Origin of the sequence: Streptomyces xanthochromogenes, from assembly GCF_014650455.1 — a bacterium.
In the GTDB taxonomy this organism is placed as follows: domain Bacteria; phylum Actinomycetota; class Actinomycetes; order Streptomycetales; family Streptomycetaceae; genus Streptomyces; species Streptomyces xanthochromogenes.
The window spans coordinates 52,938-78,156 of the sequence record NZ_BMUZ01000011.1 but is presented as its reverse complement, the minus strand read 5'-3'; the positions used below and the strand labels follow the sequence as shown (position 1 = coordinate 78,156).

Annotated in this window: 15 protein-coding genes; 3 read left to right on the top strand and 12 right to left on the bottom strand. The window is 72.6% G+C overall.

Going from position 1 to position 25,219, the window contains the following annotated elements; genetic code table 11:
• The first annotated feature begins 2 nt into the window (after positions 1-2).
• Both IE267_RS26830 and IE267_RS26825 read left to right on the top strand, forming a co-directional pair.
• Positions 3-632, top strand: a complete 630-nt coding sequence (locus tag IE267_RS26830; protein ID WP_229861443.1) for a TetR/AcrR family transcriptional regulator — start codon at positions 3-5, stop codon at positions 630-632.
• 105 nt (positions 633-737) lie between these two features.
• Positions 738-2,804: a HelD family protein gene (locus IE267_RS26825; RefSeq protein ID WP_189764991.1), complete on the top strand. Its 2,067-nt coding sequence runs from the start codon at positions 738-740 to the stop codon at positions 2,802-2,804.
• 53 nt (positions 2,805-2,857) lie between these two features.
• Here IE267_RS26825 and IE267_RS26820 read toward each other — a convergent pair whose 3' ends face one another.
• Positions 2,858-4,051 carry an MFS transporter gene (locus tag IE267_RS26820; protein ID WP_189765148.1) on the bottom strand — a complete coding sequence of 398 codons (1,194 nt, stop codon included), beginning with the start codon at positions 4,049-4,051 and terminating at the stop codon, positions 2,858-2,860.
• Positions 4,052-4,266: 215 nt separating this feature from the next.
• On the opposite strand from IE267_RS26820, the gene IE267_RS26815 reads away from it, so the two are divergent.
• Entirely contained in the window at positions 4,267-4,959 is a 693-nt protein-coding gene (locus tag IE267_RS26815) for a hypothetical protein (RefSeq protein WP_229861442.1), read from the top strand.
• A gap of 48 nt (positions 4,960-5,007) precedes the next feature.
• Here IE267_RS26815 and IE267_RS26810 read toward each other — a convergent pair whose 3' ends face one another.
• The 11 genes from IE267_RS26810 to IE267_RS26760 all read right to left on the bottom strand — a co-directional run bounded on the left by IE267_RS26810 (position 5,008) and on the right by IE267_RS26760 (position 25,213).
• A complete protein-coding gene (locus IE267_RS26810) occupies positions 5,008-5,361 on the bottom strand; it encodes a beta/gamma crystallin domain-containing protein (protein WP_161252240.1) in 354 nt (117 codons plus the stop codon).
• Between the two features lie 293 nt (positions 5,362-5,654).
• On the bottom strand, positions 5,655-6,374 hold the full coding sequence (locus IE267_RS26805) for a tryptophan 2,3-dioxygenase family protein (protein ID WP_167160324.1): 720 nt from the start codon (positions 6,372-6,374) through the stop codon (positions 5,655-5,657).
• Entirely contained in the window at positions 6,371-7,612 is a 1,242-nt protein-coding gene (locus IE267_RS26800; protein ID WP_189764990.1) for a pyridoxal phosphate-dependent aminotransferase, read from the bottom strand. The genes IE267_RS26805 and IE267_RS26800 overlap by 4 nt, the downstream gene beginning before the upstream one ends.
• On the bottom strand, positions 7,609-8,538 hold the full coding sequence (locus tag IE267_RS26795) for a class I SAM-dependent methyltransferase (RefSeq protein WP_167160328.1): 930 nt from the start codon (positions 8,536-8,538) through the stop codon (positions 7,609-7,611). The genes IE267_RS26800 and IE267_RS26795 overlap by 4 nt, the downstream gene beginning before the upstream one ends.
• Before the next feature lie 41 nt (positions 8,539-8,579).
• On the bottom strand, positions 8,580-9,329 hold the full coding sequence (locus IE267_RS26790) for an SDR family NAD(P)-dependent oxidoreductase (RefSeq protein WP_167160330.1): 750 nt from the start codon (positions 9,327-9,329) through the stop codon (positions 8,580-8,582).
• A 199-nt stretch (positions 9,330-9,528) separates the two neighbouring features.
• On the bottom strand, positions 9,529-10,164 hold the full coding sequence (locus IE267_RS26785; RefSeq protein ID WP_189764989.1) for an O-methyltransferase: 636 nt from the start codon (positions 10,162-10,164) through the stop codon (positions 9,529-9,531).
• Positions 10,161-10,928, bottom strand: a complete 768-nt coding sequence (locus tag IE267_RS26780; RefSeq protein WP_189764988.1) for a thioesterase II family protein — start codon at positions 10,926-10,928, stop codon at positions 10,161-10,163. The genes IE267_RS26785 and IE267_RS26780 overlap by 4 nt, the downstream gene beginning before the upstream one ends.
• The gene (locus IE267_RS26775; RefSeq protein WP_189764987.1) at positions 10,925-12,061 is read right to left on the bottom strand and encodes a Gfo/Idh/MocA family oxidoreductase; all 1,137 of its coding nucleotides are present in this window, start codon (positions 12,059-12,061) and stop codon (positions 10,925-10,927) included. The genes IE267_RS26780 and IE267_RS26775 overlap by 4 nt, the downstream gene beginning before the upstream one ends.
• Entirely contained in the window at positions 12,058-13,212 is a 1,155-nt protein-coding gene (locus IE267_RS26770; protein ID WP_161247242.1) for a saccharopine dehydrogenase NADP-binding domain-containing protein, read from the bottom strand. Before IE267_RS26770 ends, IE267_RS26775 begins: the two co-directional genes overlap by 4 nt.
• Positions 13,209-18,674 (bottom strand): non-ribosomal peptide synthetase, encoded by a 5,466-nt coding sequence (locus IE267_RS26765; protein WP_189764986.1) that lies wholly within the window; start codon positions 18,672-18,674, stop codon positions 13,209-13,211. The genes IE267_RS26770 and IE267_RS26765 overlap by 4 nt, the downstream gene beginning before the upstream one ends.
• A complete protein-coding gene (locus tag IE267_RS26760) occupies positions 18,671-25,213 on the bottom strand; it encodes a non-ribosomal peptide synthetase (RefSeq protein WP_229861441.1) in 6,543 nt (2,180 codons plus the stop codon). Before IE267_RS26760 ends, IE267_RS26765 begins: the two co-directional genes overlap by 4 nt.
• Positions 25,214-25,219 lie beyond the last annotated feature (6 nt).

Genomic DNA, 25,219 nt, shown 5'->3' with positions numbered 1-25,219 from the left:
GCATGGGCAGTGAGATGGGATTGCGGGAGCGCAAGCGGCGGCAGACGTACGAGGCGGTGTCGGAGGCCGCGATCGGGTTGTTCCTGGAGCGCGGCTTCGACAAGGTCTCGGTGGCGGAGGTCGCCACGGCCGCCGGGATCTCCAAGCCGACCCTCTTCCGCTACTTCCCGGCCAAGGAGGACCTCGTCCTGCATCGGTTCGCCGACCACGAGGACGAGGCGGCCCGCGTCGTCGCCGCCGGGCGGGCCGCGGGCCGCGCTCCGCTGCCCGCCCTGCACACCCACTTCCGCGAGGGTCTGGAACGCCAGGACCCGGTGACCGGACTCTGCGACAACGCCCATGTGCGGGCCTACCACGCCATGCTGTACGGCACACCGAGCCTGGTGGCCCGCCTCTACGGCTACCAGGGCCGGTCCGAACAGGCGCTCGCCGCGGAGCTCGGCGACGGGCTCGGCGCGCGTGCCGCGGCCGGCCAGATCATCGCCGTGCAACGCATCCTCGCCGAGGAGAACTGGCGGCGGATCGCGGAAGGGGCGAGCGCGCAGCTGCTCTACGCGGAGGCACTGGACGCGGCGGACCGGGCCTTCCTGCAACTGGCGGGGGGCCTCGGGGCCGAGTACGGGCAGGTGTGACGCGAGGGCCTGCGGCCTCGCAGGAGAGGGTCTCGCGGCGCCCGATCGCCCGCATATTTCGTTACCGAGTAAAAAATGTAACCGGGTTGCGTTATTCTGGCCGACATGACGTCACTCGACCGGCGGCTCGACCGTGCACTCGACCTGGAGCGGATCTACCACGACACCTGCCGGGCGGCCCTGGCTGCCATGACCGAGGGCGCCGACGAGCGCGTCGTCATCGGCGAGAACGCCTTCGCCTCCGGCGCCGACGCCGAGGTCCTCGGCTATCAACTCCGCAGCTGGGCCAAGGAGTTGAGGGAAATGCCGGAAGGGCCGCTGTTCTTCGGGCGGCTCGGCTTCGACGCCACGGCCGACGCCGACCACGCGGGCCAGAGCTATCACATCGGCCGACGCCGCATCAGCGAGCACCCCTCGGCCCCGCCCCTCGTCGTGGACTGGCGGGCCCCCGTCTCGCGCCGCTTCTACCAGGCGAGCGCCCGCGACCCGCAGGGCGTCGAGGTGCGCCGCAGGTTCGGCTGGGCGCAGGGGAGCCGGGGGGCCGCCGAGGACCTGACCGGTCTTGAGGACGAGCGGCTCACGGCCGGGGAGGTGGCGAGCGGGGCGAGCGCGATCCTGACCGGCGAGATCGAGCGCCCCCGCGTCGGCCCCATGCGGGACATCGCGGCGACCATCCAGCCCGAGCAGGACGACCTCGTCCGCGCCGAACTCGTCCGGTCCGTCTGTGTGCAGGGTGCCCCCGGCACCGGCAAGACGGCCGTGGGCCTGCACCGGGCGGCATACCTGCTCTACACCCATCCGCAGCGCATCCAGCGCCGCGGCCTCCTGGTGCTCGGGCCCAACCGCACCTTCCTGTCCTATGTCTGCGAAGTCCTCCCCGCGCTGGGCGAGAACGACATCCGGCAGTCGACCGTGGACGAGGAGGTCGTGCGCGAGCTGCGCGGCCGCGAGGTGCGGGCGGTCGACGAACCGGCGGCGGCGGCCGTCAAGCACGATGTACGGATGGCCGAGGTGCTGCGCCGGGCCCTGTACGGGCGGATCGGCCGGCCGATCGACTCCGTCGCGCTGCGCGAGGGTTCGTACACCTGGCGGGTGGGGCGGCACGACCTTGCGGCGATCGTCGATGCGGTGCGGGAGGAGGCGCCGCCGTACGCGACCGGCCGGGAGCGGGTGCGCAGCCGGGCGGTCCGGGCGATCCAGCTCCAGGCCGAACGGCGGGCCGGGCCCATGAACAACGTCTGGCTCCAGAAGATCACCAGGGCCCGTCCGGTCAAGGACTACGTCGACACGGTGTGGCCGAGGGTGAAGCCGGAGGAGGTGCTGGCCGAACTGCTCACCGACGAAAGGGCGTTGGCGGCGGCGGCCGACGGCATCCTGGACTCCGGGGAGCAGAAGGAGCTGCTCTGGACGAAGCCGCCGCGCTCGTGGAAGTCGGCCAAGTGGTCGGCGGCCGACCTGGTGCTGCTCGACGAGGTGTCCGGGCTCATCGAACACCCGGAAGGCTATGGGCACATCGTCGTCGACGAGGCACAGGACCTGTCCCCGATGCAGTGCCGTGCGATCGCCCGGCGCGCGGTGTTCGGCTCGCTGACAGTGCTCGGCGACCTGGCCCAGGGCACCACGCCGTGGGCGGCCCGCGACTGGCACACCCAGCTGAGTCATCTGGGCAAGCCGGATGCCGTGGTGGTCCCGCTGACCACGGGGTTCCGGGTGCCGGCTGCGATCGTGGAGCTGGCCAACCGGCTGCTCCCCGCTCTGGACGTGGACGTTCCGTACGGTCAATCACTGCGCGGGGACGGCCGGTTGAGCCGCCGACGGGTAGCGGCGCCGCACGAGCTGCCGTCCGCGGCGGTCGACGCGGTGCGGGCGGCGCTGGGCAGAGAGGGCTCGGTGGGCGTGATCGCCGCGGACCGCGATGTGCCCGCCCTCGCCGAGGCCCTGGCTTCGGCGGCCATCGACACGACCGCCGGGGCCCGCGTCGCCCTGCTGCCCGCAACGCTGGCCAAGGGCCTCGAATACGACCACGTCGTGGCCGTCGAACCCGCCGCGATCGCCGCGTCGGAGGGCCGGGGACTGCACCGTCTCTATGTGGTCCTGACCCGGGCGGTGTCGGGCCTGGAGATCGTCCACTGCAGACCCCTGCCGGACGAACTGACCGACCCCGCCGCCTGATCGGGGCCTCGCGCGCTCCGGGCCGTGCGACCGGACGCGGGGCTCCAGCGAGGTCACTGCCCCCGCGGTGCCCCGGCCTCCGCGTCGGGCACGACGCTGGGCAGCGGGTCGGGGGCGGGGCGGGTGGTCCGCATGCGGGTGAAGGCGTAGACACAGCCCGCGAGGGCCAGATCGGACAGGAGCATGAAGCCGATCGAGTACGAGCCCTTCGCGCTGTAGATCGCGCCCATGACCAGCGGCGGCACGAAGCCGCCCAGCCCGCCCATCGCTCCCACGATGCCGGTCACGCTGCCCACTTGGGGCTGGGGCGTCACCTGGGAGACGAGGGCGAACACGCTGCCGCTGGCCGTGCCGAGGCCGGCGCCCATGCAGAGCAGGGCGATGGTGCCGCCGGGGTACAGGGTGGGGTCGAAGGCCTGCACGATCGCCAGCAGGGCGACCAGACCGAGCGCGACGGCCGTCACCACGGCCGGGTGGATGCGGTCCGAGAGCCAGCCGCCGATCGGGCGGAAGACGACGGTCGCCAGCGCGAACCCCGCGGCCTTGGACCCGGCGTCCGTCGGCGACAGCTCGTACCAGGTCTTCAGATACGTGGGCAGGTACACGCCGAACGCGACGATGCCGCCGAAGCCGATCGCGTACAGCGCGGACAGTTCCCACGTCACGCGCAGCCGTCCCGCGCTCCCGAGCCGGGTGGCGAGCGACGCCGTGGGGACGGGCCGGTCGGGCCGGTCCGTGATCAGCAGTGCCGCGAGGACGGCGTAGGCGGCGAGGGCGATCGCCACGACGAGGAACGGCACGTGGTAGCCGTGCTTGGCGATGCGGGGCGTGAGGTATCCGGACAGCGCGACGCCGCCCATGCCCATGCCGAACACGCCGAGCGCGAAGCCCCGCTTGTGCGGCGGGAACCAGGAGTTGACGAGCGGGATGCCGATCGCGAACGTGGTGCCGCCGAGGCCCAGCAGGAAGCCGACCACGAGCATCAGGCCGTAGCTGTTGCGCGCCGGGATCAGCAGGAGGACCGGCACGATGGTGAGCGCCGACATCAGCGGGAACATCAGCTTCGCGCCGTAGCGGTCGGTGAGGGCGCCGACCGGAATCCGCCCGAGCGACCCGACGAGCACCGGGACCGCGACGAGCAGCGACTGTTGCAGCGAGCTGAGGTGCAGCCGGTCCTTGTAGTCACCGGCCAGGGGAGCGATCAGGTCCCACGCCCAGAACGTCAGCGTGAACCCGACCGTCGCCATCACCAGGTTGCGGTAGGCGGCGGCAGAGGGCTTGGTATCGGTGTCCACGCCACCAGTCAAGGTGCCCGGCCGCACCGCGGCGCGCCGGACTGCGCCGAACGGGGGAGGCCCAACGGCAGCCGCTCCGGGCCGGGACAGGTGCTCCGACCTGGCTGTCGTACCGGCCCGTTAGGCTCGGACCACTTGCCTGGAAGCACCTTCCCACGGGGGGAACCATGACGATCCACCGGCCGGGCCTGCCCGGAGACCTGCCGGAGCCGGAGCTCCTGTGGGCGCGCTGGGGCCTGCTCGCGGTCCTGGAGGCGTCGACCGAGGAGGAGAACACACCCTCCGTGCATCGCACGGGCCACTGGGCCGACGCCGGCGGGCTCCACCTCGACGACTGCGGCTGTACGTGGTGGACCCTGGCCAGAAGGGGGCCGGGCCGGTTCGTGCTCTACGGGGAGGACGAGTCGAGCGACGTCAAGTGGCACGAGCCCGCCATCGACATGCTGGCCGGCGCCCCGCAGTGGCTCCCGTTCGAGAGGCTCCGCGATCTGATCGAGGGCTATGAGCTCGGCTGCGTCTACTGGTACGAGAACGGAGCCTGGGCGCGCTCCCCGTATCCCGAGAGCCTCGACGACGACGGCCTGGACTGCGGGATGAGCCGGTTCACCGACCGGGGCGACGTGCTGGACGCCATCGAGCTCGACGAGGAGGCGGACATCGACCCGGAGACGCTTCTGGACCGCGCTGAACGGGGCGAACTGACGGCGGAGACGGTGGAGTCCCTGGTGGCCGGCTCCGCGTACGACCACTGGGACCTCCCCGCCATGCTGCGGGCCCTGCGCCTGGCGGGGCTGTCGGTGCACGACGGGGAGGGCGCGGCTGATGGTGATGGTTCGTCACATGTGTTTCATGCGAGCTGAGTTGGCGGGCCGTCGATCCCCGGTCCGGGGAGGGCGGCCGTCATTTCGTCAGAGGATCTCGATGGAGTTGACCTTGGGCGGACGGTTCGGGAAGGTGATGTCGGTCCAGCGGTTGACCTTCACCGAGTCGCCGTTGGCGTCGTAGTAGATCAAGTCGTTGTTGCCCGTGGAGATCCGGTCGACCCACCAGCCGCCGAAGTTCGTCCGGCCCTTGTTCGCATAGCAGTCGACGCTCTGCCTGCCGCCGCTGTGCGACCAGATCTTCAGGAAGTTCTCCCCGCCGCGGCACTCGACGTGGTCGATGGCGAAGGCATTGCCGGTCGGCATGCCGAAGCTGATCGCCGCTGTCGCGGCGAACGCGACGGCGAGGGAACGTGCGGCTTTCTTGCGCTTCGAGATCACGAGTTCTCCTTCATGGGAGTTCATGCGAGGGTCGGGTCGAGTCCGAACCGAAAGGTCATTTCGCCCAGGACGACGATCCTGTGAACTGGCTGTGCGGGGCAACGATGTTGGGGATACCCGGCCGGAATATGCCCGTGGATGTCCGGATCGGGACGTGTGGGGTGATGTGAGTAGTTCTGGCGTCCGGTCCTTACACACGCGTCCGCAGCTCTGGACACACCCGCCCCGGTGCCGGCACACGGCGAAGCGCAGGCCGGACGAATCCGGCCTGCGCTCGGGGGTGTTGGGGCGTGCTACTGCTGAGCCGTGTGCTGGTCCTCCCTGACCGCGCGGAGCTCCGGGAAGGGCATGCGGATCCGGGCCGCCAGATAGGACAGTCCGGTGGTGCCCGCCGTGCCCCGCAGGGTGCCGACGGTGCGGTCCACGAGGGAGAGGTGGGTGAGCTTCCAGCGCCAGAACGAGTAGCCGACGTCCAGCATCGCCTCCGCCAGCCGGTGCTCCACACCAGCACCGGCCGCGCCCCGCTCGCACACCTCCTCGACATCGGTCGCCCGGGCGGCCAGCGCCTTGAGATAGGCGCTGTACAGCGGGCTCGTCGCCCCGTCGGACGCGGTGCCGAGCCGGTCGTCCAGGGCGTGGAAGCCCTGCGACTGGGCGCCGCTCGCCGTGCCGAGATAGCCGCGGAACGCCGCGAAGTGCTGGATGGGCAGGCGTTCCAGGAGCCGTACGGTCTCGTCCAGGATGCGGACCATCCCGGTCACCCGGCCCAGGTGTTCCAGGGCGCGCTCGGGGCCGTCCCAGTTCGGCGAGCCGTCCGCCTCCGCGAGCGCGTCCACCGCCGCGTCGATGTCCACGGCGGCCTGCGCCAGCCAGAGTTCGCTCGTCTGGTGGGCGACGATGAAGAAGCGCTCGGCCGTCTCGACCGCCCTGTCCTTGTCCGCCGGATAGAGCGGGTGCTGGAGGCCGAGCAGCTGTTCCAGACGGAGGTACCGCCCGTAGTCGGGCGGGCTCACGGGTGTCCGCCGCTCGCCCGGCGCTCCGCGGTGTAGGCGAGCAGGCGCTCGACGCCGGTGTCCAGTTCCTGGGGATCACCGCAGAACGCGAGGCGCACCAGGGTCCTCGCCCCGGGGGCCGGTTCGGCGGAGAGCGTCCGGACCGACTCGGAGACCACCGGACGCAGCGCGAAGCCGGCGGCCGGCGCGAGGCCCACGTCGTACTGTTCGAGCAGACCCTGGACGAAGACCTCGGCGTCGTCGCACACCCCCGCGACGTCGAGGACCGCGTACCAGCCGCCCTGCGGGAGCTCCGCGAGCAGCCCGGCGTCCCGCAGGGCCGGCAGCGCCCGGTCGCGGTTGGCCCGCACGAGGGCCGCGTTGTGCACCGCGCTGTCGCGCGACTTGAGCGCGGTCAGGCCCGCGTACTGGACCGGCGTCGACGGGCTGACCAGGCTCGCCTCCTGCACCACCCGCATGGCGTCGGCGGCCCGGCGGTGCGGGGTCACCACATAGCCGAGCCGGTACCCGGTCATGGCGAGGCTCTTGGAGAAGGAGAACGTCGAGGAGATCCGGCGCTCGTGCTCCGGGAGCCCGCGCTCCAACGAGGCGAACGAGGTGTGCTCGCCGTCGTAGACGAAGTGCTCGTACGCCTCGTCGCTGATGATCTGGACGTCGCGTTCCTGGGCCACCGCCAGGATCGCGGCCAGCGCCTCGGCGCCGAGGACGGCGCCGGTCGGGTTGGCGGGGGAGTTGATGAGGATCGCCCGGGTCCGCGGAGTGATGGCCGCCCGGATGCCTTCGGCGCTCGGGCGGTAGTCGGGGCCCAGGGGATAGAAGACCGGGCGGAATCCGGCGAGCAGGCACTGCTGGAGGTGGATCGGCCAGTGCAGCTCCGGCAGCAGCAGTTCGTCGCCGGGCTCCGCCATGGACTGCATCAGGGCGGCCAGGCCCTGGCAGGAGCCCGGGGTCACGAAGATGTGGTCGGGCGAGGTGCGGTGGCCGTTCTCCATCTCCAGCTTGACGGCCAGCGCCTCGCGCAGCGCGGGCATCCCCTCGGCCGAGGTGTACGCGGTGCGGCCGGTGCGCACGGCCTCCGCCGTGGCCTCGGCGACCTCGCGCGGCGGCTTGAAGTAGGGCTCTCCGACGTGGAGTTTGATGACCGGGCGCCCGGTGGCCCGCTCCCGTCGCTCCGCCGCGTTGAAGACCTCGTGCAGGCAGGAGGAGGGGATGGTGCCGGCCCGCGACACGGCGCTCACGAACGTCCCTGACCGGCCACGGGGCCCTCGGCCCCGGCGACGGTGAACTCGTAGACGAAGAAGCTCTGCAGGGCCGGCTCGCGGTCGCCGATGACGTGCTTGGCGCGCTGCTGGAAGCCGTTGACGGCCAGTTCGTGCTCGACGATCAGCGGGGAGAGCTTGTGCTCCTCCTCGAAGGAAGTCACCACGTCGTCCTTGGTGATCTGCATCTCCGCGATCGCGACCATCCAGTTGTCGCGCTCGATGGCGTAGTCGATGACGAACTTGTACCAGTTCCACAGGGTCTTGCGGCGGCGGGTCTCCAGCTCGCGGGACCACTCGGGGACCGAGCCGTCCTTGTGGTACGCCGCTATCTCCTCGTCGCTGGCGAGCAGGTAGCCGCCGCCCAGCTCGATGACCTCGGCGGACTTCAACCGTACGGCGTCCTCGGGAGTGCAGTACTCCGGACAGAACTCGTCGCCGAGAATCAACAGGCCGTGCTCGCCGAGGAGTTGGCGGGCGTGCGCGAGGTGGTTGTGCGGCAGGTGGTGGTGGCTGCCCCACGAGATCATGACGTCGAGCGGCTCCTGCCACTGCTCGAACGGGGAGCCGTACACCTCGGCGCCCGGCTTGTCCGCGAGCCGGTCACGTGCCTGCTCCAGCGGGTTGCGTGCCACGTCGTTGGCGATCACCCGGCAGTCCGGCAGCCGGTCGGCGATCATTCCGGCGAGCACGCCCGAGCCCGAGCCGACGTCCATGACGGTGAGCGGCCGCCCGAGTTCCGCGCGCCGGGCCGCGACGCGCTCCACGATGAGCAGGTCGCCGTCGGAGATGTCGGGGTGGCCGTCGCGCATGATGGCGCCCACGTCGATGGTGCGGAACTCCTCGCGGGTGTAGATGGTGCTTTCCTCGATGACTGTCTCGGTGGTGCCGTCAACGGTTTCCATGTGCCTGATTCCTTCCGCGTCGCCGCTTTCCGATTCGGTGATCACGCGCTACGTCCCCCGTCGATGGCGACCAGCGCACCGGTGACCCAGCCCGAGGCTTCCGGGTCCAGCAGATTGCACACCCACCCGGCGATGTCGTCGGGTGTTCCGAAGCGACCGAGCGGGGTCGCCTCGACCATGTCCGCGACCAGGTCGCGGGTGGCTCGCTCGTCGAGGCCCAGGTCCCCGTACATGGGGGTGTCCACCGGGCCCGGCAGAATGGCGTTGACCCTTACCTGCGGCGCGAGTTCACGCGCCAGCGAGCGGGTCAGGCTGTTGAGCGCCGCCTTCGTCGCCCCGTACAGGGAGCGGCCCGGCATCGCGAGCGCCCCGCCGACCGACGAGACGTTCACTACGGCGCCCTGCCGCGCGCGCAGTTCGGGCAGCGCCGCGCGGATGAGGTGGACGGGGCCGAGCAGGTTCACGCCCAGCATCGCCTCCAAGTCGGCCAGGTCGGCCTTCTCGATCGGCGCGAACCGGGCGAGACCCGCGTTGTTGACCAGGCCGTCCACCGCGCCGAACCGCTCGACGGCGGCCTCGACCGCGGACCGCGCCCCGTGCTCGGCGCTGACGTCGGCGGGGTGGACCTGGGCCCGCTCGCCGCCCTCGGCGTCCGCCGCCTCGCGCAGCGCCTCGGCCCGGCGGCCGACCAGGGTCACCGAAGCTCCCGCGGCCAGCAGCCTGCGGGCGACGGCCCGTCCGATTCCGGTGCCGGCGCCGGTGACCACCATGCTCTTTCCGTGGAGGCTCATGGACGTGTGGCCCACTTTCCTTGATCCGTGGACGGGCGGCGATCCGTGGACGGGCGACCTGGACCTGCGCTCCGACGCAGGCGGCCGCGTGGGTCGCGGTCTCCGGACGTGCCGTCGCGGCTTACGTTAGGGCGCCGCCGGAGGAGGGAGAGGAATTCTTTCACTGGCCGAAAAGAACCCGGCCCACGTGATGCGGGGCCTACACGCGCCGGATGAGCGTGATGCCTTCCCGCACGGTGAGCACGACCTGCTCGACCCTCGGGTCGTCGCGCACCTTCTCGTTGAAGGCCCGCAGTGCGACGGTGTCCTCGTTCTGGTCCAGGGGGTTGGCCACCCCGCCGAACTGGAGGACGTTGTCCGCCGCGATGACCCCGCGCTCCGAGAGCAGCGGCAGCACCCGGTCGTAGTACGCGCTGTACCCCGTCTTGTCGGCGTCCAGGAAGACGAAGTCGAACGGGCCCTGGACATCGTCCAGTTGATCGAGCGCCGGGCCTTCGCGCAGCTCGATCCGGTCCGCCCAGGGGGAGGCCGCGATGTGCCGGCGGGCGATCTCGGCGTGGACCGGGTCGATCTCGCACGTCACCAGGTGTCCGTCGGGCGGGAGTTGGGCCGCCATCGACAGGGCGGAATAGCCGGTGAACGTGCCGATCTCCAGGACCCGTCGCGGGCGCAGCATGTGGAGGAGCATCGAAAGGAAGCGGCCCTCCATCGGACCCACCATCATCTGCGGCAGATCGCAGACCTTGCGGGTCTCCTCGGCGAGCGCGGCGAGCCAGGGCGGCTCGCCGGTGGAGAACTCCTCGGCGTACGCGTCGACCTTGGGCCTGACGATCATGGGTTCTCCCTGTCGGCGGTGGTCAGCAGCCAGGAGGCGAGGGCCTCTTCCTGGCCGCGGAGGTAGAAGTGGTCCCCGTCGAAGAGGCGGAACGCGAAGGCGCCGCCGGTCGCTTCGGCCCAGGCCCGCGCCTCCGGCTCGGTGACCTCGGGGTCCTTGTCGCCCAGGCACGCGGCGACCGTGCAGCTCACCCGGGTGTCCAGGCGCGGCCGGTACCGCTCGACCAGGCGGTAGTCGGCGCGCAGGGTGGGCAGGACCACCTTGCGCACCTGCGCGTTGCCGAGCAGTGCGGCGGGGGTCGCGCCGAGCCGGGACAGTTCGTACCACAGGGCCGCGTCGTCGAGGTGCTTGTCGCCGGGCTTGTGGAAGCGCGGTGCCGGGCGGCCGGAGACGCCGAGCAGGGAAGGGCCCACGCCGTGCCGGGCCTCCAGACGCGCCGCCACTTCGTGGGCGACGGCCGCGCCCATGCTGTGGCCGAAGAACAGCACCTCGCGGTCGAAGGCCGGGAGCAGTGCTTCGGTGATGCGTCCCACGAGCCGGTCCATGTCGTCGATGTGCGGCTCTTCGAGCCGGTCCTCGCGCCCCGGATACTGGACGACGACCGGCTCCACCCACGGCGGCATGCGTTTGGCGAACGGACGGTAGAAGCTGGCCGAGCCGCCGCCGTGCGGGAAGATCACGAGGCGTCGGCGCGCTCCCGGCCGGGGCCAGTAGCAGCGGAACCAGGTGCGGTAGGGCGCGTCCGCGCCCGGTGGCCTGTTCACGGGCCGCTCCTCGGGTCGGGTTCGCCCGGGCCCGCGTCGACCGCGGAGCCGGCCAGTACCTGGGGGGCGCTGCCCCGGTGCAGACGTACGGGGCCGAACCGCTCGGTGGCCTCCGCGGTCAGCCGGCACAGCGCCAAGTGGTACTGGCCCTCCTTGGCGGAGTCCTCGCCCGCTTCGACGGCCGCCCGCAGCGTCCCGAGCGCGCGTGCCGCGGCCTGGGGCCACAGCTCGCCCAGGATGCCCCGCTGGTCCGGCGCGGTGGCCGGGCCGAGCGGTTCGGCGCTGGGGAAGGCGAAGTAGGGGTCCGCCGACTCGGCCAGGGTGGCGGTGGTGCGGATGTCCTGCGGCATGTGCGGGCGGGGGCTCCACAGCAGCGGGCCGTGGGTGTTGGCGAGGGTGAGGTGGCCGCCCTCGGTGTGCAGGGTGATCCGGTGGAAGAGATGGATGTGGTTGTCGGGGTCGCCGGGGTCCATGTCGTTCTGGAGCCGCAGACTGAGCGGCACCCCGCCGACCACCCCGTCCAGGCTTCGGTACACGGGTACCGACTCCGTCAACTCGGCGGCACTCGGCGGGAGTTGAGAGAGCGCACCGAGGGCGAAGGGGCGTACTTGGCCCAGGACGCGGCCGATGATGTCGAAGGCGGTGTAGAGCACCTGGAAGGAGCACGCCGCGTCGATGTGCAGCGGCCGCTGGCCGGCCAGCAGCCGCCGTGCCGTGGCGATGAACCTGCGCACCGGTTCCACGTGCGGGTAGTGCGTGTTCAGCCGGTAGGCCACCCGGTGTTCGCGGGCGGCCCGCAGACAGTCGGCCAACTCCTGCTGGTGCAGCGGGTGTTCCTGGAGGACGTGGTGCCCGCGGGCCATCAGGTCCTGGGCGAGACGGGCGCCGGGACCGCCGTTGATCCCGGCGCCCACGACCACGGCGCACGCCTCCACGTCCTTGGGTACGGCGTCCACGTCGGTGAACAGCGGCACCCCGTAGTGCTCGGCGACCCGGCGCGAGCGTTCGCTGCCCCGGGCGAGCACGCCCGCCGGTTCGTACGGCGAGTCGGCGCGGGCGGCCCCGGCGAGGTAGATCCGGCCGAACTTGGTGCCGCACACCACCAGCCGGGGCCGCCGCCCGGCCGCGCTCACAGCTCGCCCTCCTCGGTGTCACCGGCTTCGGCGAGCGGGACGCGGTAGGTCTCGAACAGGGACACCTCGTCCAGCTTCGCCACCCGTTCCACCACCGAGGAAGGGTCGAGCACATCGGCCGCGTAGTGCACACCGGACGGTACCGAGCCGTCCACCAGTGCGCTCGCCGCGAGGGCCGCGACGAGCCCGGTGAGCCGGTAGGTGTCGCCGGCCCGCAGCACGAGGCTGCGGGTCGCGGGCGCCCCCGCGTGACGGCCTGTCAGCTCCAGGGCGAAGAGCTGGTAGGGGGCGCGGCCGAACAGGTCCAGGGCTGCCGCGTCGATGAGTTCACGGGCGGCCGGTGTCAGATCGCTCTGTCCGGCCATGGCGCCCTGCAGCCGGCTGAGCGTCTTGAGCATGTGGGAGCCGCCGTCGAACACGTTGTACCAGTCCACCGTGGACAGCCCGAGGTCCCGGGCGAGCCGCTCGATCTCGTAGCTCAGATACGGGTACGCGCTGACGGTGCCGGGGAAGAACGGGAGGCGCACATCGGCGAGCGGGGTGAGCGCGCGCAGCACCCGTGCCCCGTCCCGCCACGCCGATTGGGCCTCCCCGTAGCCGCCGCCGAGGCTGAGCAGATAGTCGGCGGCGCCCGCCGGGGTGAGCCGGTCCATGGTGCCCGCGTAGGCGGTGAGCCGGCTCGGCTCGCTCAGGTCCTGGGCGGCGAGCCAGCGCGGCAGGAGCCCGGTGAGCCCGGGCATCATGCCCGCCGTGAGCAGCGCGGTACGGCCGCCCTCGGCGAGCCGCTGCTCGGACAGGGCCCGGTGTACGGGCTCGTCGCCGCCGGCGTCCACGTAGTCGGCGCCCGCCGCAAGGGCGACGCGGGCCACGGTGTCCAGGACGACGTAGGACGGGCCCGCGCAGTTCACCACGATGTGGCTGTCCCGGCAGAAGGCGTCGAGCGAGGCCGCGTCCGCGGTGTCCGCCCGGGCGGATTCGACGGGTCCCGGCCTGCCGGTCGCCTTGAGCTCGGCCGCCAGTGCCTCGGCCTGACCGGGGTCGCGGCCGCCGACGCGCAGCGTCGCCCCGGGGTGTGCGGAGGCCAGTTCCTGGGCCACGACGCGGCCCACCGCGCCATAGCCTCCGAGGACCGCGATGGTCGGAGTGTTCACGCTTGGTTCTCCTTCTCCGTACGGGCATCGGTGAGCAGGGCCGCGATGCGGGCGGCACGCGCCGGATCCAGGCAGTCGAAGTGGGTGCCGGGGGCGTCGAGCCGTCGCACCTCACCCAGACACCCGGCGCTCCACCACTCGGTCGTGTCCGCGCGCAGCGTCGGCCACAGCGCGATCTCGTCGGTGTGCAGGACCAGGGTGAGGTCACCCGCGTACGCCTCCGGGCGGTGCACGGCGCAGGCGTCGGCCAGCGCCCGCCCGGCCCGCAGCCGCGGAACGAGCGCCTGGGCGTCGGTGCCGAGCGCGGCGGCGAGCGCCGCGAGCCGCTCCTGCTCGGGCCGGGCCGCGTACTGGCCGAAGGAAGCGGCGAGTTGGGCGTGCGGGCCGTCGAGGCGGGCCAGGGCCCCGTCGGGCACCTGACCGGGCGTCGCGGCGAGCACGGCGGCGAGCGCGGGCCCGACCAGTGCGTCCCCGGGCAGTCCAAGCACGGCCGGGTCGAGGCCCGCGCCGAGGGCGAAGAGGTACTCGGCGAACGCGTCGTCCTCGACCACGGCCGGCAGCGGATAGCTGCTGATCACCGTGAGGTCGACCTCGGCGCCGCCCTCCGCGAGCAGCCGCGCCGTCTCGGCGGCGAGCACCCCGCCCACATGCGCCCCCACCAGGTGGAAGCGGGTGTGGCCGGTGGCCCGCAGGGTCTTGGCCCGGTCGTGCGCGATGCGCTCGATGAGCACGGCCGGTGTGGCGTCCGCGTAGTCGGTCAGCGGATGGCTCGCCGAGAGATCGAGCAGCGGACCCGACTCCTCCAGGGGATCGCACAGTGCGGCATATCGCTCGGCCGTGCCGAACCCCTCGGCACAGGTGGCCCACACGCCCTCGTCGTCCCCGCCGCCGAGGTACGCGTCGGGGGCGGCCGGGGCACTCTCCTGTGCCGCGGTCTGCTCGCCGGCGATCCGGCCGGTGGACAGCAGGGCGGCGAGCCGGGCCACGGAGGCGCCGTTGAGGACCTCGCGCAGCAGTTCGTCGAAGAAGGTGTGCTTGGCCTCGGCCACCTCCTCGCGCAGCACGCCCACCACCTGGGCGGCGAGCAGCGAGTCGCCGCCGGCCTCGTAGAAGGTCTCCTCGCGGCCGACCGCGGTGGTGCCGAGCACCGTGCACCAGGCGGCCTGGATGCGCTGCTCCAGGTCGGTCATCGGCACCCGGTCGCCCGCCCCCGCGCGCTGCTCGACGGCGCCCTTGGGCAGCAGCCAGGAGGCGAGGGTGCGCCGGTCGGTCTTGCCGTTGTCGGTGAGCGGCAGGGCGTCGACCAGCTGGAGGTGGGCCGGGACCATCTCCTCCGGCAGCCGCTCGGCGACGTGTCCGAGCACCTCGGCGGCGCTCACCGGCACCCGGTCCTGCTTGAACTGCACCGCGAAGACGTGCATGCCGATGGTGGACAGCGGGTCCTTGGTGTCCGGCAGGCACACGACGGTCTCGCCGCCGGCCCCCTCGATCAGGTCGAGCCACTGGTCACGGGCGACGAAGGTCTGGTCCGCTCCCTTGCGCACGTCCTCGAAGTCGCCGTTGGTGGCGTCGAAGAGGAACTCCATCGACGTCAGGATCTGGTAGTTGTCCCGGGTCGTCTCGATGAAGATGAGCCAGCCGCCCGGCGCGAGCATCTCCCGCATCCGGCCCAGGACCACCGAGGCGTTGCGCGAGTAGTGCATGACGTTGCCGCACAGGATGACGTCCAGCGAGTTGGGCTCGATGCCCTGCGGGCGGTACTCCTCGTTCATGTCGAAGAGCTGGTAGTTGACCCACGGGAAGTCGGTGAAGCGCTCGGCGGCCTTGTTCAGGAAGAACTGCGACACGTCGGTGAACAGGTACGAGCAGTCGTTGCCGGCGAGCCGCGGCACCGCCTCCACGCTCACTCCGCCGACGCCCGCGCCGACTTCGAGCAGGCGCAGGGTGCCGCGCGGGGCGTGCTCCTGGGCGATCCGCTGGACGACGGAGGTGGCGACCCGGTTGAGGTAGGAGTTGAGGAAGCCCTCGGTGTAGGCCGCTTCCTGGATCTCCAACCGGCCCTCGGGGAAGAGGAGTTGGACGGGGTCCTGCTCGTCGCGGAGCAGCTGCGGCAGGTGGGCCGTGGCGGTGCGGAAGTAGCTGAGGAGTTCCGAGCCGTCCTGCGCGGTGGGCAGCGCCTCGTCGACCCGCAGCCACGCCTCGTCGACCGAACCGGGCTCCGCCCGGCGAAGGGCGCGGTAGTCGCCGTCCCCCGGCGAGCGCTCCACGTATCCCTCGCGTTCGAGGGCGGCGAGCCAACGGCGCACCAGGCGGTGGTGCTTGGGTGCCACGCCCGCGGACGACAGGATGGTCCCGAGCGAGTGCCGGTCGTCCGGCGTGGCGAACAGGCCGCTGTTCTGGAGCACGTCCATCATCGCGAGCAGCGCCGCCTCGTCCAGACGGCGGGCGAACCCGACGACCTGCTCGGCGTTCACCCCGGCCCGTACCTCCTCGCCGTCGGCGGTCACCGCCTCGACCAGGGCGCTGTCCCGCTCGGCGGCACCCGCGGGCACGCGCGCCGTCTCGGCGAACGCCATCAGGCGCCGCTCCCAGGGGCGTTCACCCTCGACGAGCACCACGCAGTCGGCCACGGCCGGGTGGCTGCGCAGGGCCGCCTCGACCTCCGCCGTCTCGATGCGGTGGCCCCGGATCTTGACCTGGCGGTCGTCGCGGCCGAGGAACTCGATCTCCCCGTCGGGCAGATACCGTCCCAGGTCCCCGGTGCGGTAGAGCCGCTCGCCGCTGCGCGGGTGGGTCAGGAAGCGCTCGGCGGTCCTGGCCTCGTCGCCGAGGTAGCCGAGCGCGAGCCCGATGCCCGCGATGTACAGCTCGCCCGCCACCAGGTCGGGACAGGGCTCCATCGCCGCGTCCAGGACGTGGAAGCGCTGGTTGGTGAGGGGCCGCCCGTACGGGATCGACGGCAGGCCGGGGGTCACCTCGTCGATGGGGTGCAGGATCGACCAGATGGACGCCTCGGTCGCGCCGCCCAGGGACGTCACGGTCAGGCCCGGCACCTTGGCGCGGATGGAGTCGGGAAGCGACACCGGTATCCAGTCACCTGACAGCAGCGCCAGGCGCAGCGAGGGCAGCGGTACGGGTTCGGTGCCGAGGTACTCGTTGACCATGTGCAGCTGTGCGGGGACGGAGTTCCACAGGGTGACCCCGTGCCTCGCGACGAGGTCGGCCCAGTGCGAGGGGTCGGCGCGCCGGTCGGGATCGGGCAGCACGAGCGCGCCGCCCGCGGCGAGCACCCCGAACACGTCGTAGACGGACAGGTCGAAGCCGAGGTTGGCGAGGGCGAGGACGCGGTCGCCCCGGCCCACCGCGAACCGCTCGTTGATGTCGTCGATGGTGTTCACCGCGCCGCGGTGGCTGATCATGACGCCCTTGGGACTGCCCGTCGACCCGGAGGTGTAGATGACATAGGCGAGGTCGTCGGGCGCGCGCAGCCGGGCGACCGGGGCGCTCGGCGCGGGGTCCAGCGTGTCCACCTCGATGGCGGTGACGCCGTCGGGCAGGACGGTGCGGCCCGAACGGACCAGCGCACAGCCGACCTTGGCGTCCCGGAGCATCTGCTCACGGCGCGCCTCGGGCTGGTGGGTGTCGACCGGGACGTAGACCGCGCCGGCGAGCAGGGTACCGAGGACGGCCACCACCTGTTCCCAGCTCTTGTCCATCACGACGCCCACCAGATCGCCCGGCGCGCACCCCGCACCCTTGAGGGCGGCGGCGACGGCGTGCGCCCGGGCGGCCACCTCGCCGTGGGTGAGGACCCGGTCGCCGCTGATCACGGCGGGGCTTTCGGGAGCGCGGGCGGCGGCCGCGAACGCGCCCTCGTGCAGAAGGGCTTCGGACAACGGCCCCTCGGTGGCGTTGGCCTCCGCGCGGCGCGCGCTCTGCTCGGCGGGCAGCTCGGTCGGCACCGCCAGGTCCCACACGCCGGGGTCGGCGGCCATCCGCTCCACGAGCGACCGGAAGGAGGCGAACATCGCGTCCACCACCCCGTCCGCGAGGACGCCCTCGCGGACGTCCCAGTTGAGCGAGAGGCCCTCGCGGTCCTCCATGACCTGGCAGTCGATCCACACCTGCGGGGTCTGGCTGATGCCGTGCACCAGCCGGCCCTCGGTGTCGTCGGCCGGGGCGGAGGCCGCGTCCCCGAGCCCGATGGCGCTGGTGAAGACGACCGGCATCAGGGCCGCGTCCTGGCCGCGCCTGCGGGCGATCTCGCGCATCACCTCGACGCCGGTGAACAGCCGGTGGTCGAGGTCCTCGAAGAGCCGGCCCACCAGCTCCTTGCCCCGCTCGGCGAACGTGGCGCCGGACGAACGGTCGACCTCAAGCAGCTCGACGGAGGTGAAGTCGCCCACCAGGGAGCCGACTTGGGGGTGCAGCGGCAGCCGGTTCAGAAGCGTGAGGTCGAGCGTGAAGCGCTGCCGGTTGCACCAGCGGCCGATGACCTCCGCGTACGCGGCGAGCACCGCACCCGACGGGGTGAGGCCGCGCGCGGTCGCGGTGTCGCGCAGTGACTGCCAGTCCGGCCGGGACAGTGCCATCCGATGGCGTACGAACCGGGCCGGGCCCTCGGCGGCCGGGGTGTCCCGCATCGGGAACGCGGGGGCCGGGGGCAGGTCGTCCACGCGGTCCAGCCAGTAGGCGCGGTCCCGCTCGTAGCGGGTGCTCTGGCGCAGTCCGCGCTCGGCGAGCAGGTAGTCCCGGAAGGTGACGGGCAGTTCGGGCAGCTGGGCGGACGGGTCCGCGTACAGGGTGCGCAGTTCGTCGAGCAGGAGGTTGATCGACACGTAGTCGGCGATCAGGAAGTCCAGCGAGACGTGCAGCAGCGCGTGGTCGGCGAAGAGGGTGGCCCGCAGCTCGAACAGCGGCCACACGCCGGCCGGCCTGATCTCGTGGTCCATCTCGTCCCGCTGCGCGGCGAGCGCCGCCCCGGCCCGCTCCGCGGTGCTCTCGCGCAGGTCCGTGACCTCGATGCGGTACGGGGCCACCGCGGTCAGCACCCGCTGGGAGCCCTCCTCGTCGACGACGGCCCGCAGCATGTCGTGCCGCTCGATCAGCCGCTGCCAGGCCTGCTCCATCCGGGCCGCGTCGAGGCTGGTGAAGCGCAGTTCCCCATACGCGTGGCAGGCGACGCCGCCGTACGCGAAGAGGTCCTTGCGGCCGAGCAGATAGGCGGTCTGCACATCGGTCAGCGGGAACGGGGTGTGGCGGTCGCCGGGGTGGTGCACGACGGTGGTGCGGGTGCGCTCCTCGCGCAGGTGGTCGAGCACCTGCTCCTTGTGGGCGCGCAGTGCCTCGCGGCGTTCGTCGGTCAGCGCGCCCTGGGGGGCGCGGAACCGCAGACGTCCCGAGTCCTCCCACAACTCGACCCCGGCGGCCTCCAGTTCGGCCAAGAGCCCGGCGATGTTCATAGGGTTCCCTCTTCCATGGCGGTCAGGGCGGTCGTGTTCCGTTGCTCCTGGACGAGCGCGGCGAGCGCGCTCACGGTGGGCGCGGCAAAGAACTGACGCAGTGTCAATCGCAGTCCGGTGGCCCGGTACAGCTCTTCTGCGGCACGGGTGGCGGTGAGGCTGTCCCCGCCGAGCAGGAAGAAGCTCTCGCCGCGTCCCACCCGGTCGGTCTCCAGAACCGCGCCGAAGACGCCGGCGACCAGCTGTTCGAGCTCTCCTCGGGGAGGCTCGCCCCGGTCCGGCCCGGCGCCCGCTCCGACGGCGAGGTCGGTGAGCGCGGCACGGTCCACCTTGCCGTTGGCGGTGAGCGGCAGTCGCTCCACGGCCTCGATCCGGTCCGGAATCATGTAGTGCGGCAGCCGCTCGTCGAGCGCGGCACGCAGCGCCTCGGTGTCGGGCGCGATGCCGGTGTCGGAGACGACGAAGGCGACGATGTGATGGCGCGGGCGCTGCCCGACGGTGAGCGCCACCGCGCGGGCCACGCCCGGCGCCGAGCCGAGCGCCGCCTCGATCTCGCCCAGTTCGATGCGGTGCCCGCCCACCTTCACCTGGTGGTCGGCACGGCCCAGGAACTCAAGTACCGCCCCCGGCCGGTAGCGTCCGAGGTCACCGGTGCGGTACCAGCGCTCTCCCGCGTGCGTGACGAACCGCTCGGCCGTGCGCACCGGGTCGCCCCGGTAGCCCTCGGCCACCCCGGCGCCGCCGATCCACAGCTCACCCGGCACCCAGTCGGGGCAGTCCCGGGTGTGGGCGTCGGCCACCCGATAGCGCTGATTGCGCAGCGGAGTGCCGTAGGGAATGGACGGCCAGTTCTCCAACAGACCTTCCACCACATGGTAGTTGGACCAGATGGCGGCCTCCGTGGCGCCGCCCAGGGCCACCAGGCGGCAGCGCGGAGCCCGCTCGGCGAGCCGGTCCGGCAGATCCAGGCCGACCCAGTCGCCGGAGACCAGCGCCAGGCGCAGCCCGGCGAGCGCGGGACCGTCGCCCGCCGCCACCAGGAGCATGTCGAGCAGCGCGGGCACCGTGTTCCACAGGGTGACCCGGTGCTCGCGGACCGAGCCGACCCAGCGGTGCGCCTCGCGGCGGTCCTCCTCGGCGACGAGGACGAGCGCCCCGCCCGCCGACAGCGGCCCGAAGATGTCGTAGACGGACAGGTCGAAGTCGAGCGCGGAGACGGCCAGGACACGGTCCTCAGCACCCACGCCGAACCGCTCGTTGATGTCCTCGACGGTGTTGGCGGCGGCCCGGTGGGTGATCTCGACGCCCTTCGGCTCGCCCGTGGAGCCCGAGGTGAAGATGGTGTACGCGAGCGTGTCCTCGGGGACCTCTACGGGCCCGGCCAGCGGCTCGGCGCCGAACGCATCGGCCACGTCCACCAGTTGGACCCCCGCGGGCCAGTCCCCTGAGGCGCCGCGGGTGAGCGCCACCCGCGCCCCGGCGTTGGCCAGGATGCGGGCGCGGCGTGCGGACGGCTGGTCCACGCCCACCGGAACGTACCCGGCCCCCGCGGCAAGGACACCGAGCACCGCGGCGATCTGGTCGGGACCCTTGGGCAGGACCACGGCCACCATGTCCGCGGGCCGCACCCCCGCCTCCCGCAGCGCCCCGGCGACCGCCAGGGCGCGAGCGGCCAGGCCCGCGTAGTCCTGTGTGCCGGACTCGCCCCACAGCAGCGCCGGTCGCTCCGGGGCGCTGCGGGCCCGTGCGAAGAACGCCTGGTGCAGCAGCCCGCCGCCGGCCGGCGCCGCGGTGGCGTTGGCGGCGGCGCGGGCCTCCCGCTGCGCGGCCGGCAGCGGGACGGTCACCTCGGCACCCCAGTCCGCCGCGCACAGGGTGCGCAGCAGCTGCTCGTACGCGCCGAACATGTCGGCCACGACGCCGTCGGGGAACAGCTCCTCCACCACGTCCCAGTTGATGGCGAGCCCGCCGTCCCGCTCGACCACCTGGCAGTCCAGCCAGACCTGCGGGGTCTGGGAGAGGCCGTAGACCTGCTCCCCGAACGGCATGCTCAGATCGGCGAGCTTGTCCGAGACGCCGAGCGTGCTGGTGAACACGACGGGCATCGGCGAGTCCATCACCCCGTCGCGCAGGGCGAGTTCGCGCAGCACCCAGATCGCCGAGACCGAGCTGTGCTGGAGTCCGTCCCAGATCTGCTGCTGGAAGCGGCGGGCCGCGGACGCCCAGCCCTCACCTGCTCGCGGCCGGTGGCCGACCAGGAGCAGCGAGGTGAAGTCGCCCACGATGTCGTTGATGTCGGGGTGCACCTCACGCCGGTCGAACAGCGTCAGGTTCAAGGTGACGTCCGGGTGCGCGCTCCAGGCGGCGAGTACGTCGGCGAACGCGGTGGCCAGCAGCGCGGAGGGGGTGAGCCCCACCTCGCGGCCCCGCGCGGTGAGCGTCGCCCAGGTGTCGGGCTCCAGGGCGAACTCGCGCCGGGCGAAGCGGGGCGCGGTCACCAGGGCCGGGTCCACGGCGAGCGGCAGCGCGGGGGCGGGCGGCAGGTCGTCGAGCCGGGCCCGCCAGTAGTCCCGGTCGGCCGCGAGGTCGTCGTCGGCGGGCGCGGCCTGAAGGACGTAGTCCCTGAACGAGACTCCCAGGGACGGAAGTTGAGTGCGCGGAGCGCGGTAGAGGGTGGACAGCTCCCAGAACAGGGTCATGATGCTCAACGCGTCGAGCACGATGTAGTCGAAGCCGAAGGCGATCCGGGTACGGCCCCCGCCGTACCGGGTGGCGGCGAGGTCGAACAGCGGCCAGCTGCCCACGTCGAAGACCCGGTGGTCCATGGCGGCGCGCTGGGCGGCGAGCGCCGACTCCTCGTCCCCGGGAGCCGCGTCCGTGACGGTGAGGTGGAACCGGGGCACCTTCGGCAGGATCTTCTGGTTGCCGTCGTCGTCGAAGACGGCCCGCATCATCTCGTGCCGCTCCACGAGCCGGTTCCACACGTCCTCAAGGAGGGCGAGGTCCACGCCCTGACCGTCGAACTCCCAGTACCAGTAAGATCCGACGCCGCCCAGGGTGAAGTCGGAGCCCCGGCCGAGCCAGTAGGCACGCTGGACGTCGGTCGCCGGGAACGGCTCGCCGCGCCGGGCCAGGTCGGCGGTGACGGTGGGCAGCCGGGTCGGACGGCCCGGGGTGAGGCCGGCGGCGAAGTCCCGCAGGGTGGGCGCGGCGAACAGGCGCCCGAGGTCGGCGTCGTGCAGGCCCTCGGCCTTGAGCCGGGTGAGCAGCCGGGTGGCGAGCAGGCTGTCGCCGCCGAGCGCGAAGAAGTCGTCCGTGCGGCCCACCCGTTCGGTGCCGAGCAGCTCTTCCCACAGTGCCGCGACGGCCGCCTCGACGGGGCCTTCCGGCGGCACATGGGCGGTGCTCGCGCGGGGTGCGCCGGACAGCAGCTCCGTCAGAGCCGCGCGGTCCACCTTCGCGTTGGCGTTGAGCGGCAGCGCGGCCACGGCGGTGATCAGGTCGGGGACCATGTGGGCCGGGAGCAGCGCCGCCAGATGCTCACGCAGCGAGGTGGCGAACTGGTCGTCACCCTCGGGTGGCCGACTGCCCTCTTCCCGCTCGGCCGCGTCGGGACCCGGCACCACGGCCGCGGCGAGCCGGCGCGGTTCGTCCCCGACCGGGACGACGGCTGCCGCGGCGACGTCCGGGTGGGAGACGAGGGCGGCCTCGATCTCGCCGGGCTCGATGCGATGCCCGCGGATCTTGACCTGGAAGTCGGACCTGCCGAGGAATTCGAGGGTGCCGTCGGGCCAGTAGCGGGCCAGGTCACCCGTGCGGTACCAGCGCAGGCCCTCGTGCGTGACGAACCGGTCGGCGGTGCGCTCCGGATCCCCCCGGTAACCGTCGGCCACCGAGGCGCCGCCGATCCACAGCTCGCCCGGCACCCAGTCCGGCCGGTCGTGGCCGTACGGGTCGGCCACCCGGCACCGCTGGTTGGCGAGCGGCACGCCGTACGGCACGCAACTGCCGTGCGGGAAAGCCCTGTTGACTTCTTGAACGGTGGAGTGGATGGCGGTCTCGGTGGTGCCGCCGAGCCCGGCGAAGCGCAGCCCGGGGAAGACCTCCGCCGCCTGCTCGGCCAGGGTGACCGGCACCCGGTCGCCGCCGAGCAGGGCCACCCGGAGACTGGGTGCGCGACCGTCGGCCCGCGCGGCCTCAAGGAGCATGGCGAACAGGGTGGGCACGCAGTTGACGACCGTGACGCGGTGTTCCCGTACGAGTGCCAGCCAGGCCCGGGCGTCGCGCCGCTCGGGCTCGCTCACACAGACGACGGCGCCCCCGGCCGACAGTGGGCCGAAGATGTCGTAGACGGACAGGTCGAAGTCGAGTGCGGACACCGCGAGGGTCCGGTCGTCGGGCCCCACCGAGAAGTGCTCGCCCAGTGCGGCGATGGTGTTGACGGCCGCCCGGTGGGGGACCACGACCCCCTTCGGCACGCCGGTGGAGCCCGAGGTGTAGATCAGGTACGCGGGTGCGTCGGGGGCGGGGGCCACGGGTGCGTCGAGCGGGTGCGCGGAGGCGGACTCGGCGAGTGTGGCGGCGGTGACCTCGACGCGGGCGCCGCTGGAGTCCTGGATGCGGGCCCGGCGCTCGGCGGGCTGGTCCACCCCGACCGGTACGTAGACGCCGCCCGCCGCGAGCACCCCGAGGACCGAGACGATCTGGTCCGGGCCCTTGGGCAGGGTGACAAGGACCGTCTCGCCCGGCGCCAGGCCGCGCTCGCGCAGCCACCCGGCGAGGCGCAGGGCCCGTTCGGCGACCTCGCCGTAGCTGAGCGCACCGCCGTGCCACAGGAGTGCCGCCCGGCCGGGCTCGGACGCGGCCCGCGCGAAGAACGCGCCGTGCAGCGGGGCGACGGGCAGTTCGCGGGCGGTGGCGTTCACCGCCTGGCGCACCTGGCGCTGGTGCGCCGGGAGCAGATCGGGCAGCGGGCCGTCCCAGTCGGCGCCGGGGGCGGTCAGATGGGACACCAGGGTGCGCAGGGCCGCGAACATCGCGTCGACGGCGCCCTCCGGGAAGAGCGCGTCCACCGCCTCCCAGTTGAGCCGGACCCCGTCGGCCTCCTCCACCACCTGGAGGTCCATCCACACCTGCGGCGTCTGGGAGCTCATCCAGGCGGGCTCGCCCAGAACGCCCCGCACCTCAGGTCCGAACAGTTCGCCCATGCTGAGGGCGCTGGTGAACACGACCGGGGCGAGGGCCGCGCCCCGCCGGGTGCGGGCCAGGTCGCGCAGCACGTCGGTGCCGGGATAGTCGCCGTGCGCGGCGGCCTCACGGAACCCGGCCTGCACCCGGCGGGCCCGTGCGGCGAAGGAAGCCTCCGCCTCCGGCTCAACGGTCAGCAGCAGCAGACTCGTGAAGTCGCCCACCAGGGAGGGCACTTCGGGGTGCACGGGATCGCGGTCGAAGAGCGGCAGGTTGAGCAGGAAGCGCTCCTCGGCGCTCCACAGAGCCAGCACCTGGGCGTAACAGGCGGCGAGCGCCATGGAGGGGCTGACTCCGTGCGCACGGGAGTGGGTGAGGAGCCGCTCGCGTTCGGCGGCGTCGAGCAGATGGCTGCGCCGGGTCGTGCGCGCGGAGCGGATCTGCTCCGGGGCCGCGGCCAGCGGGAGTTGGGGTCCGCTCGGCAGCGTGGCAAGCCGTGACGTCCAGTAGGCACGGTCCCGTTCGCGTCCCTCGGCGGGGCGTGCGGAGCGCTCGGCGAGGTAGCGCCGGTAGCTGTAGGCGGACGGCTCGGGACGCTCGTCCGGGCGGTCGTAGTGGCGGGCCAGATCCGCGATCACGATGCGGAAGCTCATCGCGTCACAGACCAGCATGTCGATGTCGATGTGCAGCCGCCCGGCGCCGCCGGGGAGCAGCGTGAGCCGGACGTCGAGTACCTGGCCGCGCGCCGCGTCCATGCGCTGGTGCGACAACTCGTGCCGCAGACGCGTCAGTTCGGATTCCCGCGCGCCGGGCGCCAGCTCGCGAAGGTCGTGCGTGCCGGCCAGGCCGGTGGGGGACTCGTCGATGCGCTGGGTGCCGTCGTCGAGGAAGCGGGCCCGCAGCATGGGGTGCCGGGCGGTGAGGGACCGCAGCGCTGCATCGAGGCGGTCGGGGTCCAGGGCGGGGCCGTCGAACTCGAAGTAGAAGTGGCTCCCGGAGCCCAGCGCCTGTCCCTCGGCCCGGCCGATCCAGTAGGCGTACTGCATGGGGGCCAGCGGGAAGGGTGCCCGCTCGTCGAGCTCCGTGTACGCGTCGTCGAGGACGGTTCCGGCGTCGGTGTCCCGGGGCTTGTCGCCGTTCTGGCCGCCCGCGCGGCCGCTCGCCAGCGTCCACCAGTCGCACAGCCGGGGCCGCTCGATCAATTCGCCGAACGTGACCGCGACGCCCTCCCGGCGCCACAGCCCGGCGAGCCGCATGACGCCCATCGAATCCAGACCCCGGGCCACCAGGTCGTCGTCGTCGAGGATGGACGCGACGGGTTCCTCCAGCAGGTCCGCGACGGCCCTGCGCATGTCATC